Origin of the sequence: Massilia aquatica, from assembly GCF_011682045.1 — a bacterium.
GTDB lineage: Bacteria > Pseudomonadota > Gammaproteobacteria > Burkholderiales > Burkholderiaceae_D > Telluria_A > Telluria_A aquatica.
On sequence record NZ_VVIW01000015.1, the window covers coordinates 139084 to 153421 of the forward strand.

The 14338-nt window shown below is 64.2% G+C and carries 12 protein-coding genes and 1 tRNA gene; 8 read left to right on the plus strand and 5 right to left on the minus strand.

The genetic code is table 11. The features are described 5' to 3' along the window. Window positions 1–72 precede the first annotated feature (72 nt). The 6 genes from F1609_RS22545 (at window position 73) to F1609_RS22570 (ending at window position 7121) form a co-directional block, all read left to right on the plus strand. Window positions 73–993: an STM4015 family protein gene (locus F1609_RS22545; protein WP_167078903.1), complete on the plus strand. Its 921-nt coding sequence runs from the start codon at window positions 73–75 to the stop codon at window positions 991–993. A 48-nt stretch (window positions 994–1041) separates the two neighbouring features. After that, window positions 1042–2139 (plus strand): STM4014 family protein, encoded by a 1098-nt coding sequence (locus tag F1609_RS22550; RefSeq protein ID WP_167078904.1) that lies wholly within the window; start codon window positions 1042–1044, stop codon window positions 2137–2139. Further along, window positions 2129–2962 carry an STM4013/SEN3800 family hydrolase gene (locus F1609_RS22555; protein ID WP_196785479.1) on the plus strand — a complete coding sequence of 278 codons (834 nt, stop codon included), beginning with the start codon at window positions 2129–2131 and terminating at the stop codon, window positions 2960–2962. The genes F1609_RS22550 and F1609_RS22555 overlap by 11 nt, the downstream gene beginning before the upstream one ends. Next, window positions 2959–4338 (plus strand): STM4012 family radical SAM protein, encoded by a 1380-nt coding sequence (locus F1609_RS22560; RefSeq protein ID WP_167078905.1) that lies wholly within the window; start codon window positions 2959–2961, stop codon window positions 4336–4338. Before F1609_RS22555 ends, F1609_RS22560 begins: the two co-directional genes overlap by 4 nt. Continuing rightward, window positions 4332–5333: an STM4011 family radical SAM protein gene (locus tag F1609_RS22565; protein ID WP_229422005.1), complete on the plus strand. Its 1002-nt coding sequence runs from the start codon at window positions 4332–4334 to the stop codon at window positions 5331–5333. Before F1609_RS22560 ends, F1609_RS22565 begins: the two co-directional genes overlap by 7 nt. A gap of 273 nt (window positions 5334–5606) precedes the next feature. Continuing rightward, complete coding sequence (locus tag F1609_RS22570; protein ID WP_167078906.1) at window positions 5607–7121, plus strand: carboxylesterase/lipase family protein; 1515 nt, start codon at window positions 5607–5609, stop codon at window positions 7119–7121. Between the two features lie 34 nt (window positions 7122–7155). Here the strand turns inward: F1609_RS22570 and F1609_RS22575 are convergent, their stop codons facing one another. Together F1609_RS22575 and F1609_RS22580 are read right to left on the minus strand one after the other, a co-directional pair. Further along, window positions 7156–8424, minus strand: a complete 1269-nt coding sequence (locus F1609_RS22575) for a PepSY-associated TM helix domain-containing protein (RefSeq protein WP_167078907.1) — start codon at window positions 8422–8424, stop codon at window positions 7156–7158. 1 nt (window position 8425) lies between these two features. Beyond that, window positions 8426–10570: a TonB-dependent siderophore receptor gene (locus tag F1609_RS22580; protein WP_167078908.1), complete on the minus strand. Its 2145-nt coding sequence runs from the start codon at window positions 10568–10570 to the stop codon at window positions 8426–8428. Between the two features lie 214 nt (window positions 10571–10784). Between F1609_RS22580 and F1609_RS22585 the strand changes: the two genes are divergently transcribed. Continuing rightward, window positions 10785–11177 carry a hypothetical protein gene (locus F1609_RS22585; RefSeq protein WP_167078909.1) on the plus strand — a complete coding sequence of 131 codons (393 nt, stop codon included), beginning with the start codon at window positions 10785–10787 and terminating at the stop codon, window positions 11175–11177. Window positions 11178–11356: 179 nt separating this feature from the next. On the opposite strand, the gene F1609_RS22590 is transcribed toward F1609_RS22585, so the two are convergent. The 3 genes from F1609_RS22590 to F1609_RS22600 all read right to left on the minus strand — a co-directional run bounded on the left by F1609_RS22590 (window position 11357) and on the right by F1609_RS22600 (window position 13979). Then, window positions 11357–11926 carry a hypothetical protein gene (locus F1609_RS22590; protein WP_167078910.1) on the minus strand — a complete coding sequence of 190 codons (570 nt, stop codon included), beginning with the start codon at window positions 11924–11926 and terminating at the stop codon, window positions 11357–11359. Window positions 11927–12050: 124 nt separating this feature from the next. Then, entirely contained in the window at window positions 12051–12986 is a 936-nt protein-coding gene (locus F1609_RS22595) for an NAD(P)/FAD-dependent oxidoreductase (RefSeq protein WP_167078911.1), read from the minus strand. A 78-nt stretch (window positions 12987–13064) separates the two neighbouring features. After that, window positions 13065–13979, minus strand: coding sequence for a cation diffusion facilitator family transporter (locus F1609_RS22600; protein ID WP_167078912.1), 915 nt, complete (start codon window positions 13977–13979; stop codon window positions 13065–13067). Window positions 13980–14106: 127 nt separating this feature from the next. On the opposite strand from F1609_RS22600, the gene F1609_RS22605 reads away from it, so the two are divergent. Beyond that, window positions 14107–14183, plus strand: a tRNA-Val gene (locus F1609_RS22605). Window positions 14184–14338 lie beyond the last annotated feature (155 nt).

The following is a 14338-nucleotide window of genomic DNA, read 5'->3' on the forward strand; positions in this document are numbered from 1 at the left end:
TGGCATGGTAAAATTTCAAGATTGCCAGGGCGACGGGCGCCACCGGCTTCTACCTTTTTGCGGAAGCACACCATGCCGATTTCAGAAGAAACTGTCACCTTTTTCAACCGGACGGTCACGGAGTACGATCCCGCCGAGCCGGTCACCTTGTCGGACGATATCGTCTATCGTTTGTCGCTCGATTACGAAGATGAACAGACGATGCCGGAGCTGATCGAAGAATTCCTCGGCCGCATCGATAAAACCCAGCTGACCGCGCTCATCATCGGCGCGTGGAGCGACGAATCGGATGTCAGCTCGGCCTCGCTCGTCGAAACCCTGGTCCAGCACGCCGGCGAACTGCCGAACCTGCGCGCCCTGTTCATCGGCGACATGACGTACGAAGAACGCGAAATTTCCTGGATTGTGCAGAGCGATCTGACGCCGCTGCTGAGCGCGTTCCCGCAGCTGGAAGAGCTTCGCGTGCGCGGTACCGACTCGCTGGTTTTCCAACCGTTCACCCACGCCAAGTTGCGTACCTTGACCATCGAAAGTGGCGGCTTGCCGTCCAGCGTAGCCGAAGCCTTGGCCGCCTCAACAATGCCGGCGCTGGCGCATCTGGAATTGTGGCTCGGTACCGAGGGATACGGTTTTTCGGGCGATGTGGCGCTGTACCAGAAACTGGTGGCCAAGCTGCGCACGCCGACCCTGGAATACCTGGGCTTGCGCAATGCCGAAATCGCCGATGCACTGGCGGTGTGGCTGGCGGGCTACGAGCTGGTCGGTTGCCTGAAGACCCTCGACCTGTCGCTCGGCACCCTTGGCGACGTCGGCGCCGAAGCCCTGTTCAACAGCCCGTACGTGCCCAAGTTGCAGACCCTGGACCTGGAGCATCACTACATTTCCGAAGAATGGCAGGAAAAGCTGAAGTCGCTGCCGATCACTGTCGATCTGTCCGATCCGCAAGACGAAGAAGAAGACGACGGCGATCGTTACGTCGCTGTCTCCGAGTAGGGTTCAGCCGGCGTGGCGTGCATGCCAGGCGATGGCGGCCGCGAATCCATGCCCTTCGTTTTGTTGGGCGTGCGTGGCGGCAAGCGCGAAAAGCTGACCCAGGCGGCGCGCGCCGGACTCGGGCTGCCGCCGGCGCGGGTGCTCGACTGGTGCGAATGGCTGCAACAGCCGTCCCTGCTGGCGGCCAGCTTGGCGCAGCCTTGCGTGCTCAAGATTGATTCGCCGGGCGACGATGCGCGCGTGCATGCGCGGCTGATGCGGCAGGGCTGCGAGGCTCTCGGCCGCGCTGTGCCGCGCCTGCCGGAGATGGGCGAAATTGCCGTCTCGGGCGAATGGTTTGCCGGCTTGTCGCTGGCGCTGCGGCGCGTGGCGGCTGAACTTTCGGCGCTGCCCCATGTCCAAGTAATGAACGTACCAGACGAACTGCTGCTAATGACCGACAAGCTGGCTTGCCAGCGGCATTTTGCCGCGCGCGGCATTCCGGTTCCGCGTTTGCTCGGTCCCATCGAAGGCTATGCGCACCTGCGCGCCGTGTTGGATGAGCACGACCTTCAACAGGTGTTCCTGAAAACGCGTTACGGATCGAGTGCGTCCGGCGTGGTGGCGTACCGGCGCAACGGGCGCGGAGCCGAGCAAGCGACCAGTTCGGCCGACCTCGTGCAGGGGCATGGCGGGGCGCGCCTGTATAACGTCAAGCGCCTGCGCACCTACAACGCGCAGGCTGACATTGCCCAGCTGATCGACCTGCTGGCGAGCCAGCGAACCTATGCTGAAGCGTGGATTCCCAAGCCGCGCCATGGCAATGGGCATTTCGATGTGCGCGTCGTGACCTTGGGCGGGCAGGCCGCGCACCGGGTGGCGCGGGTCGGCACGCGCATGATGACCAATCTGCACCTCGACAACCAGCGCGCCGATGTGGCCAGCCTGCTGAGCGAAAAAGACCTGGCCGTGCTGGAGCAGACAGCCTGCGCGGCGGCGGCGACTTTTCCGCAGAGCCATGTGATCGGACTCGATCTGGTCGTGCGCAAAGGGCGCGCCCACGTGCTCGAAGCGAACGCCTTCGGCGACCTGCTGCCCAAGCTGCTGTGGCAGGGGCATGACACCTACGCAGCCCAGTTGCAAGGTTTTGCATCCCATGAAGCCTGATCCCCGTTCGATTCCGGACATGAACCGGGTGGTCGGCAGCCACGACATCGTGTTCATCACGCTCGACACCCTGCGCTACGACGTGGCCCAGCGCCTGTACGACGCGGGCGAGCTGCCGGTGCTGGGGCCGCGCCTGCCGCCCGGCGGCTGGGAGCGCCGCCACAGCCCTGCCAGCTTTACGTACGCGGCGCATCACGCGTTTTTCGCCGGCTTCCTGCCCACGCCCGACCATCCGGGCCGCCATGCGCGCCTGTTCGCCACCTCGTTCAGGGGCAGCGAGACGACCTCGGCCCACACGCACGAATTCGCGCACGCGAGCGTGCCGGCCGGGCTCGCTGGCGCAGGGTACCGCACCATCTGCATCGGCGGGGTCGGCTTTTTCAACAAGGAGACCGCGCTCGGTTGCGTGTTGCCCGGCATGTTCCAGGAAAGCCACTGGAAGCGTTCGCTCGGCGTGGACGGCCTGCATTCGACCGAACGCCAGGTGGCGCTGGCGATCGCGCGCCTGGACGCGCTCGGCCAGCAGCGCGTGTTCCTGTTCATTAATGTGGCGGCGATTCATTCGCCCAACCGGGGCTACCTGCCGGGCTGCACCAGCGACAATCTGGACAGCCATGCCGCCGCGCTGCGCTATGTGGACGGGGCGCTGGCGCCGCTGTTCGCGGCCTGCGCGGCGCGCGCGCCCACCTTTGTCATCGTCTGCTCCGACCATGGCAGCGCGTATGGGGAAGATGGCTTTCACGGCCATCGCATCGCCCATGAAACCGTGTGGAATGTTCCATACGCCCATTTCTTTATCGACTTTACCGGAGCGACGCCATGAATCATCCCGCCACCCCAGGCACGCTCGCCCAGCGCATGCGTCACACGCCGTACCAGGCGTATTCCTATTCCTATCCGCACAAGGCGGCGTACCGCACGCTGGCCGCGCCGGCCTCGCTGGCGCAGCTGTGGGCGGCGCAGGACCGCTCGGCCCTGTTCGCCTACATCCACATTCCGTTCTGCGAAATGCGCTGCGGCTTCTGCAATCTGTTCGCGATGGCGCGCCCCAGTCCCGAGATGGTGGAACGTTATGTGGCGCAGGTGGTCCAACAGATGCGTGTACTCGACCAGGTGCTGGGCGAGCGCCAGTTTGCCCGCTTCGCGCTCGGCGGCGGCACGCCCACGTTCCTGTCGGCGGCGCAGTTGCAAACGCTGCTCGATGGTGCGCGCGATATTCTTGGCATCGATTTGCAGACCACGCCGGCCGGCATCGAAGCCTCGCCCGAAACCGTCACGCCCGAGCGCATGGCGGTATGCCGCAGCATGGGCATCGACCGGGTGAGCCTGGGCATCCAGAGCTTCGCGGCGGCCGAGATGCGCTCGCTGGCGCGGCCGCAGCAGAACGAGGTGGTGACGCGGGCAATCGGGCATATCCGCGAGGCGGGTTTTCCGACGCTTAATCTCGACCTGATTTACGGTATCGGCGGGCAGACGGTGCAGAGCTTGCTGGCGTCGATCGACAGCGCCCTGGCGTTCAGGCCCGAGGAACTGTATTTGTATCCGCTGTACGTGCGCCAGCATACGGGGCTGGGCAAGATTGCGAACAGAAAGGGGGCGGCCTCATTCGATCCGATTGTGCTGAACCAGGAAGGCGACAGCCGCATGCAGCTGTACGAGGCGGCGCGCGACCATTTGCGCGCGCGCGGTTACGTGCAGGTGTCGATGCGCATGTTCCGCGCACCGCACGCCCCGAGCGAGAGCGGGCCGTCTTACTGCTGCCAGAACGATGGCATGGTCGGGCTCGGCACCGGTGCGCGCTCGTACACGCGCGACCTGCATTATTCGACCGATTACGCGGTCGGGCGGGCCGACACCATCGGCATCATCGACAATTACCTGGCGTTGGACGCCGACAGCTTTACCCACGCGCACCACGGGTTTGCGCTGGGGCCGGACGAGCAGCGGCGCCGTTACGTGATCCAGTCGCTGCTGACCGACCCCGGGCTCGATCCTGCCGCGTACACGCAGCGCTTCGGCGGCGACTGCATGCGCGACTTGCCGCAGCTGCATGAACTGGGCGAGCTGGGCTTGCTGGAAGAGGGCGCCGTGATCCTGCGCCTGAACGATCGCGGCTACGAATACGCCGATACCATTGGCCCATGGCTGGCGTCGGACGACGTGCGCCAGCTGATGGCGGACGGCGGCACGACATGGTGAACATGCTGCCGGCTGCCGCGCTTGGCCAGGCGCAGCCGGCGCCGCAAGCGGGCCAGTCCGGCCAGCCGGAGGAGCCGGTGCAGCCGGGGGCGCAATCAGCGCAGCCCGGGGCGTCATCGGCGCAGCCTGTGCTCTCGCTGCTGTACCGCGGCACGCTGTCCGGATGCAATTACGATTGTGCCTATTGCCCTTTCGCCAAGCGGCGCGACAGCCGGGCCAAGCTGGCGCGCGACGCGGCCGAGGTGGCGCGCTTCGTCGCCTGGGTGGGCGCGCAGGAGCGGCCCATCAGCGTGTTGTTCACGCCATGGGGCGAGGGCATGATCCGGCGCCATTACCGCGATGCGATCACGGCCCTGTCCGGCATGGACCATGTGCGCCAGGTGGCGATCCAGACCAATCTGTCGGGGCCGCTGGCATGGCTGGAGCAGGCAGAGCGGGGCAAGGTGGGGCTGTGGTGCACTTACCATCCGAGCCAGGTGCGGCTGGAGCGCTTTATCGAGCGCTGCGCGCGGCTGGCGCGCATGGGGATACACTTTTCAGTGGGCATCGTGGCCATGCGCGAGCATTTCGACGATATCCGCGCCTTGCGCGCTGCCTTGCCGGGCCAGCAATATCTGTGGCTCAACGCCTACGACCGGCGCGGGCCGGGGTATTATCAGGCCGAGGACCTGGCCTGGCTCGACGCCATCGACCCATGGTTCAGCTACAGCCGCAATCCCGAGATGTCACGCGGAAAAGCCTGCCGGGCCGGCGCGGAGGCGCTGTCGGTCGATGGCGACGGCGAGGTGCAGCGCTGCCATTTCCTGCCGCAGCGCCTGGGCAATCTGTACCAGGATCGCCTGGAAAACATGCTCGTCGAAAAGCCGTGCAGCCGCCTGCGCAAATGCGACTGCTATATTGGTTACGCGCACCGGCAGGACTTGCCGTTCTATGAAGACTTCGGCGCTGGCGTGCTGGCGCGCATTCCTCTGCGGCTGGTGCCGGTGCAGGGGTGAACGCAATGCCGCATTACATTACGAATCGCGACCGGGTTCTCATCAAGGCTGGCATGACCGCATGCTTCAGTGCGGACCATTTTTCCTTTGAACTGATCAAGCCGGTGCTTCGGGAGACGCGCTCGATGTAATTTCGAAAGGACCGCTTTCTGCGCACGCGCCCAGGTGAATGCTTGGGCTTGAATAAAGTGTTGTCTCTGGCACTTTTTGGTATTGCACCCGCAGCATGGCGGGCGCAAAATCAGTTGCAGTGCAATCACAAGGGGACCGGGAATGGCGAATTTCGTGCTGGCTGGCATGCTGGCAGCGGCGGTAACGGCATCCCCCGCACCACCGGGAAGCGTGAAGGTGAGCGGCGGCAGCGTTGCCGGCCTGGCCATGGCGGACGGCAGCACCATTTATTACGGCATCCCCTACGCGGCCGCTCCAGCAGGCGAGCGGCGCTGGAAACCGCCGGTCGAGCGCGCTCCGTGGAGCGGCGTGCTCGACGCGCGCAAGCCAGCCTCCGCTTGCGTGCAGGAAAATGTCGGCTGGAACGGCGATTTTCTCGCCGGCGCCAGCGAAGATTGCCTGTCGCTCTCGATCCGCGCGCCCGCCGCCGGCAAGACCAGGCTACCGGTATTGGTGTATATCCATGGCGGCGCCAACTCCGCCGCCGGGGCGGGCAACATGGCGGAAGACGCGATTCACCGCGAAGGCGTCGTGATGGTCAGGATCCAGTACCGGCTGGGTCTGTTTGGCTTCATGGGCCTGGATGCGCTGCGCGAAGAAAGCCCGAACAAGTCGTCTGGCAATTATGCCCTGCTGGACCAGATTGCCGCGCTGAAGTGGATCAAGGCCAATATCGCGGCCTTCGGCGGCGACCCTGGCAATATCACTATCAGCGGCAATTCCTCGGGCGCCTTCGATGCGCTGCTGCTGACCATCTCGCCACTGGCGAAGGGATTGTTCCAGAAAGCCATACTGCAAGCGGCGGCGCCGGGCGCCTCCATGACGGCGCAGCAGAACGAGGAGGTCGGCAAGGTGGTGCTGGAGCGGCTCAAGTTGCCGCAGGGCGCGGCCGGCCTGGCGCAGTTGCGCGCGTTGCCGGCCGAGGCGGTAATCAAGGCCGGACTCAAGCTGCCGCTGCGGGCGGGGATCGATCCGACCTTTTTATGGGGACAACAGGTCGTCGATGGTTATGTTTTGCCGTACGCCTATCACGAGGCATATGCCAGGGGCGCCGGGCGCGGCATTGCCATCATCATCGGCAGCAACCGCCAGGAACTCGGGGCCGACCGCAAGCCGGCAGTCATCCCGGCCATGCTGGCGTCGGCGTTCGGGGAGCAGGCAAGCGCCGCGCGCGCGCTCTACGGCGACGATGCGCGCCTGGGCAGCATTCCCACCCAGCTCATGACCGATATGTGGTTTCGTTGCCCGGTAACTTGGTTGACATCGCGCATGCTCAAGGCGACCCCGAAAGTGTGGCGTTACGAATTCGGTTTTGGCGTGCCCGGCTCTGGCAGGCCGCCCGAACATACCAGCGAGATGCACTACGTCTATAACGCGGTGCCGGCGGCCGCGGTCGAAGGCGCCTGGGCGCCGCTGCAGCGCTACTGGGCCAATTTTCTGCGCAAGGGCGATCCGAACGGCAGCGGCTTGCCGCCTTGGCCCGCGATGGGGCCGCGCGCGGCGTATTTGTCGTTCGCGCCAGAGGGTACGACGGCAGGGGAGGGCTTGCGCTCGGCAATTTGCGAGTTGATGTACAAGGAACGCGATTATCCGGCCTCGCCAGTGGCACCCGGATAATGCCCGGGTGCCACTGGCGCGAGCGCCGGCTATCTCATTCGAGTACGGTGCTGGCGTTCTGAGGCAGCGGCTGGCGGGCCGGAGCAGGCGCCGGGCCGGGGCTGGCAGCGGGGGCACGCGCCGCCAGCAGGCGCGCACGCCGTTTGCGCACCCAGATAATCACCCCGGTGACGCTGAGCATGGCCACCACCACGCCCAGGAACGAGAGGACGATGCGGCCCGGCAGGCCGGCAATGCGGCCGGAATGCAGGGGGAACTGGAGTTGCAGGAAGATATCGCCTGCGCTGCCCGTGCCCGGTACGCGGTCACCCACGAATTTGCCATCCTTGCCGTCGAAATACAGCCAGGAATTGCCCAGGCCGACATCGCCGTGATCGTTACCCGGCTGGAAGAAGCCGACGCCGTACAGCCCGAATGCGGAGGCGTAGAACACGCCGCCCACCGGGGCGGTCCAGCCGCGTTTGTTGCCTTCGGTACGGGCCAGCGCCATGACCTGCTCGCGGCCGATGAGCGCCGGAATCGGTTTTTCCGGCGGGTTCATGGTGCGCGAGGCAAACGCATCGGGGCTGAGCGTGGATACGGTCGAGAGCAGCGGGCGCACCACGCGGTCGGTCAGGTTCATCGACACCGAGGTGATGGCCAACACCAGCAAGAGCAGCCAGACCCAGACGCCGCCGGAGCGGTGCAGGTCGAAATTGAGCTTGGGGCCGCCAGCTTTCCAGCGGAAGGCGAACGACTTGCGCCAGCTGCGGAAGTTGGGAAACGACAAATACAGGGCGATAAAGCAATCGAGCACCCAGACGATGGCAATGATGCCCATGAACCAGATGCCGAGTTCGACGCCGCTCACTTCCGGAATATGCATCGAGTAATGCAGCTTGTACAGGAACGGCAGCAGGTTTTCGCGCGAGAGCGAAATTTCGCCCCACTGGCGCCTGGCCTGGATCTTGCCGGTCACGGGGTCGACACCGATCTGGTTAAAGCCCAGCTCATGCGGCTTCCCGGTGGCCGGATCGATGGTGCCTTCGACCGACATCATGGAGGTGTGGCCCGGCTCGACCTCGGTCATGACGTAGCCGATGCGCACGCGCGGGTCAAGCGCTTCGATCCGGCGCGCCAGTTCGGCGCCGGGGATCTGGCGCTGGGCCGTCTCGCCGCTGTGGGCGTGGAACAGGTCCGGATTGAGCGCCGCGTCGAGCTCGTGATCGAAGGAGATCAGGGCGCCCGTCGCACCGGAAATGAACAGGAAGATCGCAACGCCGAGTCCGAACCAGCGGTGGAGGATGACCAGTGCAGGGCGCATATCAGTACTTCCAGTTGAGGGTGGCGCTGGCGCTGCGCGGCGCCGCGTAATAGGCCTGGCTCCAGTACAGCGAGGTCAGGTATTTTTTGTCGGTCACGTTGTTCAGGTTCAGCGCGAGCGTCATGTTGCGGTCGATCTCGTAGCGTGCCATCAGGCCCAGGGTGGCGTAGCTGTCCTGGCGCGTGACGATGCCCGGTCCCTGCGCGCGTTCGATGTCGCCTTGCCAGTTCAGGTTGGCGCCAATCTTGAGCTGCGGCACGGCCGGCAAGCGGTAGGTCGTCGACATGCGCAGCAGGCGGCGCGGCACGTAGGTCTTGGTGGCCTTGCCCGCGCTATCTTCCACTTTCAGGTGGGTATAGCCGATGCTGGCCAGCCAGCCGTTGGCCAGTTCACCCGTCACTTCGACTTCGGCGCCGGTCGATTCGGCATTGATGCCGCGATAGTGAGCCTTGCCGCCGTTCATGTCGACCTGCTCGGCGGTATTGTCCTGGCGCGCGCGGAAGATGGCACCGGAGTAGCTGGCCTTGCCGCCGAACAAATCGCCCTTGAAACCGGCCTCGGCGCTGCTGCCCATGATCGGATCGAGCGCCACGCCGTTGATGTCCTGCTCGCTCTGCGGGCTGAAAATTTCGGTGTAGCTGGTGTACAGGCTCAGTTGCGGGAGCACGTCAACCACCAGGCCCACGTAGGGCGAGGTCTGGCTGGCCGATTTCTGCTTGCTGCTGCCGTAGGACAGGCCAGTCGACTCGGCCTTGGTCGAGTTAAAACCCGTCAGCAGCTTGACCTTGTCGGCCAGTGCAAAGCGCGCCGCCGCGTACACGGTCTTGCGCACGTCTTCGTAGGTGCTGCCGTCGAAGTGGTCGTCGAATTCCGGCAATGGATAGGCGCCGGTAAAGTCGGTGGCCGCCGTGAGTGGGGTGCCGCTGCCGCGGCCGTAGCTGGAAAAGTCATCCAGGCGCGAGCGCGACCAGCTGGCGCCGAAAGACAGATCGTGCTGGCGCCCGCCAAGGTTGAACTGTCCGCTCGCGCCGATGTCGAACAAGGTCTGGCTGTGGTCGGAGCGGTAGGCTGACGGGTACGAAAACAAGCCTGCGCCGGTGGCTTTGTCCGGGGTGCCGTACACGTAGAACAATTTCGAGCGGGAGGATTCCTTGTTGTGGCTCAAGGTGGACTTGAGCGCCCAGCCCTGGCCCAGCTGGTGGTTCAGCTCAATAAAGCTGCCATGGGTGGTGCTATCCCAGAACGACCAGTCGGCCGAGGTGTTGGTACCGGTCGGGTAGTCGGTCGGGCTGCCATCGGTGTAGTACAGGGGCAGGGCGCCCCACATGCCGCCGTTGGACTTGTTGTCTTGCCAGGCGTGGCCGATGCTCAGCAGGGTATCCTGGCCCAGTTTCGCTTCGACGATGCCGTAGGCAACGTTCTTTTTCGTCTTGTAGCGGTCCAGGTAGGAATCTGCCTGGCCGCTGGCGACCACCACGCGGCCCTTGACGCTGCCGCTGTCATTGAGCGGGCTCGATACGTCGGCGTCGATGCGGCGCGTGTTCCATGAACTGAGCGTCAGGCCGGCGTTGGCGGCAAAGGCGGCGCCGGGACGCTTGCGGATGAAGTTGACGGTCGCCGACGGGTTGCCGGTCGACGCCGCCAGGCCGTTGGCGCCGCGCACGATGTCGACGCGCTCGAACAGGGCGGTATCGAGGTTGCCCATCATGTTGCCGAATACCAGTGGCGTGCCGACACCGTCGGCCTGGAAGTTGATGATGTCAAAACCGCGTGCAACATAATAGGTGCGTTCGGTTTCGACCTTTTCGACCGTGACGCCGGTAGTATTGGCCAGCACGTCGTTGACGGTATCGAGACGGAAATCATCCATGCGCGTGCGCGTGACGACGGAAACCGATTGCGGGGTTTCGCGCAGGGTCAGGTTGAGCTTGCTGGCACTGTCGCTCTCGCGCACCGTGTAGCCGTTGTGGTCGTTTGCGCCGGTGATGGTGATGACCGGCAGGACGGCGGCCTCGGGTGCATCGGGCGCCTCGTCGGCGGCGCTGGCGGCGCCAAAATGGCCAAGCGCCACCGACAGGGCGAGGACCAGCGGACGCAGGCGTGGACGGGAAAAGGACGAGACGGACGTGTTGATACGGCGAGGCATGCAAAAACTCCTGGTGTGAGAGAAATCGTCACTGGCTTGGAGACTGCGCCTGGCTTGTCAACGATGTGCTGCGGATGTGGTGCGCTGCCGTCAAGGCAGATGCGAATGATTCTCATTTTATCAAAAATGGCAACAGGGCGCAAACGGCCTCGCGCCCTCCGGTAATGCCACACTAAAATAACTGTTGCAAAAGCGGATGTGCGGGCGGATTAGCTTGGCTGAACTGCCGCGCCGGGTTAGGCTTGAATACCGCAGTGAACAATGCTGGCAAGTAATGAAAATGGGAGCGTGGCGGATGGGTTCAGGTCGACTGATGATGGTGGCGCTGCTGGCCTGTTCCGTTCCGGCGAGCGCATGCGATATCCCGCCGATCGCCATTGCCGATTACGTTGATGGGGCGGCGAATGGGCGGGTGATGTTTGTCGCCAACGTGGTATCGTCGGCGGCGCAAAAGACGGACGGCGTGCTGATTGAAGACGCGACCGTGCGCGTGGGCAGGGTATTTGGAAAAAGCAATCTCCCTCCGACCGTGCCAGTGTTAAATCGCGTTAGCGGCGGCATGAATCCCTGTGGGACGAGGGATTTATCCGCCAGGACCGGAGACTAATGGCTGATTTTCGGGCAGCGTGATGCGCAGCGCGTGTATCCGGATCTTCAACTGAGCCGCAAATTGGTCAACGGACACATTGACCAGTCGCTCTTGCGGCAGATAATGCCGTCACTTCCGTCCGCAAAATGAGCTCGCTCGCGCGGCACCTGTGCACGGGCGCCTGCGCTGGCAAGCGCTTAATAATCGCAGCGGTAGAAATGCCCCATGATCGGCACCACGCGCCCGGCGCACTCGGAAAAGAGGGACAGATCGCTGCTGGTCCACGCCGCGCTGTCTTGCGGCTCGGCGATGCGGCCGCTGGCGTCGTAGATGACGTAGGTGGTATTGGTGCCGATCGTGCTCCAGTCGTACGCCAGCACAGGGCGCTTGCCGGGTGGATGGGTGAGCAGTTTTTTATCGAAGCTTTGCCCTTCCGACATCAGATGCACCACGTTCGAGGCGCGTCCCACGGTCGCTTGCAGCAGTTGCGGCACCGAAAACAATGCCGCCAGCACGACGATATAGGTTGCCATGGCCGCGGCGCGGCGCCAGCGGTGGTGCAGCAGGGCGCGCACCAGCCCGAACACGGAGCACAGTGCGCCGAGCAGGGCGACCGGGAGCACCAGCATGCCCGCAAGACCCGAAAACGGTACCACGAGGACAAAGGTGAGCAGTGAAACGCTGAGGAGCCAGATGGGCCAGCTGAAGTAGGCATCGCGGTCGTTAGCCTGCGATGCGTGTTTGCTGCCGTGCGCGATAGTTGCCATGATAGTAATCTTTCGCAAGTGAACTGGCGACTCGTTTTTAACGTCCTGGGCCAGTGGCGTGGCCTATATTGTCACTACCTTGGCGTTAGCGCAATTTGTTTTTGCTGCCGTGCGGCCCCCTGCGCTATGCGGGGCGGTCGCGAAAATGATGGGGCAAGACATTGTGGATGCGGGTCGCCGCGACCGCAGCTTGCCCGGCGGCTACACTTATCTGGTTCAGTCCTTTGGCGACGTCGCCGATGGCGTACAGCCCCTCGACCGTCGTTTGCTGATGGTCGTCAACCTCCAGCTCCATGCAGGCGGCGGCCCGCGCGCCGAGCGCCACCGCCAGGTCGGAGCGCGCCGTTTCACCCAGCATGGGGTAGAGCACGTCGCTGTGCCAGGACTCGCCGTCTTCCGTATGCATGACCGGCGTCATGCGCTCGCTCATGGTCACGCCTTGCAGTGGCGAGGTGACGTAGCGGATGCCCGCGCTGGTCAGGCGCTCGCGGTCGGCCGGTTCGACCAGGGCCGTCCTGGTGCGTTCGAACAGCGTCACGTCGGCCGAGAAGGTGCGCATGAACAGGGCATGGCCGACCGGGTTGGTGTCGGACGTGACCACGGCTATTTTCTGGTCGAGCACGTCGAAGCCATCGCACACCGGGCACAGGCGGACCGCGCCGCAGGCCACGGCCTCTAAAAATTTCTCGATCGGCATGCCGGTGTCGGCGATGCCGGTCGCCAGCAGCACCGTGCGGGCGCGGATTTCGCCGCCCTCGTACGCGGCCACGAAGCAGTCGTCTTCACGGACCAGGCGCGTGACTTCGCCCTCGATCACCTCGCCCTCGTAGCGCTTGAGCTGGTCGCGTAATTTGTCGAGTAATTCCTGGCCGTGGACGCCGTCCGGGAAGCCCGGATAATTATGCGTGACGGGAATCCAACCGAGCCGGCTGTTGCCTTTGTCGACCAGAATGATGTTGCGGCGAAAGCGGCGCAGGTAAATCGCCGCCGTCAGCCCGCCGGGGCCGCCGCCGATGATCAGGGTGTCGTGGATGATGGGGGAGGGGGTGTACGGAATCATGGACGCATTATCCGGAAGGCTGGGGCGGGGCGGCATCGGTGCGGCTCCCGCCGCCGGGTAAGACAGGGCTTACAGCAGCTAGTCGTGCGCTTCCGGCTGCAGGGTCACATGGTCGATCCCGTGCTTGGCGAGCAGCATGTCCTTGACCGTGGCCAGCACTTCCGGCCAGTCGCGCAGGTTGCCGATGCGCAGGTGGCCGATCAGGGCCGGCTGGCCGGGCGACATGTCCCAGACGTGCAGGTCGTGCACCGACAGCACGCCAGGCATGGCCGCCAGGTCGGCGCCGACTTGCAGATAATCTATCTGGTTCGGCACGCCTTCCATCAGCGCATGGTAGGAGTCGCGCAGCACGCCGATGGTCGACTGCAGGATCAGGACCGACACAAACAGCGACAGCAGCGGGTCGATCGGCATCCAGCCGGTGAAGTAGATGACGGCGCCGGCGGCAATCGCCGCGATCGAGCCGAGAATATCGCCCATCACATGCACCAGTGCGGCGCGGGTGTTGATGCTTTCCTGGTCGCGCGAGAGCAGCCACGCCACCAGCAGGTTGACTGCCAGGCCGACGGCGGCAACCACGAACACGGTGCCGCCCTGCACCTGCTGCGGGCTGCGGAAGCGGTGCAGCGCTTCGAACACGATCCAGCCGACCACGGCCAGCATGGCGAGCGCGTTGACAAAGGCGGCCAGTGCTTCGGCGCGGCCGAAGCCGAACGAGTGGCGCGCCGAGGGTGGGCGCTTGGCAATCTGTTGCGCCAGCAGCGCCAGGCCGAGCGCGGCGGCATCGGTCACCATGTGGCCGGCGTCGGATATCAGCGCCAGTGAATTGGAGATGAAGCCGGTCACTACTTCGACCACGGCGAACACCAGGGTCAGGCCGAGGGCGAAGGCGAGCGCGCCCTGGCTGCGGCCGACGGCAACGTGGGTATGTTTGGCATCGCCCTTGTGATGGGCGTGCAGGTGGGCGGAGGAGGGGGTGGGTTTGGCGTGCATGGCAGGAGTGTAATAGAAAACGCCGGCGCATTTCCCTGTCGCCAGGCGGGGTACTTCAAGGCGCTTAAACATCGTGTTTAAAAAGCGCTTGTCATTCGGGGAATGGCTCTCTATAATGCTGGTCTTCGGGCGGTTAGTTCAGCTGGTTAGAATACTTGGTCGACATCCAAGGGGTCGGGGATTCGAATTCCTCACCGCCCACCAGAACATGCAGTACTGAGTAAGAGAGAGAAAGGCACCATGGTTATGACACCGCGAACTACGACGGAGTTGTTCCAGCGACGCTAGTCGAGGTGTTTTCTTTTGCTTATTCAAAATGAAAAAACGCGGCTAGTCCGCGTTTTTTTTCGTCCGCGTTT

What these genes read in the sequence shown, in the direction of transcription:
- F1609_RS22570 (WP_167078906.1), top strand. Translation starts at nt 5,607, where the DNA reads ATGGCGAATTTCGTGCTGGCTGGCATGCTGGCAGCGGCGGTAACGGCA.
- F1609_RS22595 (WP_167078911.1), bottom strand. Translation starts at nt 12,986, where the DNA reads ATGATTCCGTACACCCCCTCCCCCATCATCCACGACACCCTGATCATC.
- F1609_RS22550 (WP_167078904.1), top strand. Translation starts at nt 1,042, where the DNA reads ATGCCCTTCGTTTTGTTGGGCGTGCGTGGCGGCAAGCGCGAAAAGCTG.
- F1609_RS22545 (WP_167078903.1), top strand. Translation starts at nt 73, where the DNA reads ATGCCGATTTCAGAAGAAACTGTCACCTTTTTCAACCGGACGGTCACG.
- F1609_RS22590 (WP_167078910.1), bottom strand. Translation starts at nt 11,926, where the DNA reads ATGGCAACTATCGCGCACGGCAGCAAACACGCATCGCAGGCTAACGAC.
- F1609_RS22600 (WP_167078912.1), bottom strand. Translation starts at nt 13,979, where the DNA reads ATGCACGCCAAACCCACCCCCTCCTCCGCCCACCTGCACGCCCATCAC.
- F1609_RS22575 (WP_167078907.1), bottom strand. Translation starts at nt 8,424, where the DNA reads ATGCGCCCTGCACTGGTCATCCTCCACCGCTGGTTCGGACTCGGCGTT.
- F1609_RS22555 (WP_196785479.1), top strand. Translation starts at nt 2,129, where the DNA reads ATGAAGCCTGATCCCCGTTCGATTCCGGACATGAACCGGGTGGTCGGC.
- F1609_RS22580 (WP_167078908.1), bottom strand. Translation starts at nt 10,570, where the DNA reads ATGCCTCGCCGTATCAACACGTCCGTCTCGTCCTTTTCCCGTCCACGC.
- F1609_RS22565 (WP_229422005.1), top strand. Translation starts at nt 4,332, where the DNA reads ATGGTGAACATGCTGCCGGCTGCCGCGCTTGGCCAGGCGCAGCCGGCG.
- F1609_RS22560 (WP_167078905.1), top strand. Translation starts at nt 2,959, where the DNA reads ATGAATCATCCCGCCACCCCAGGCACGCTCGCCCAGCGCATGCGTCAC.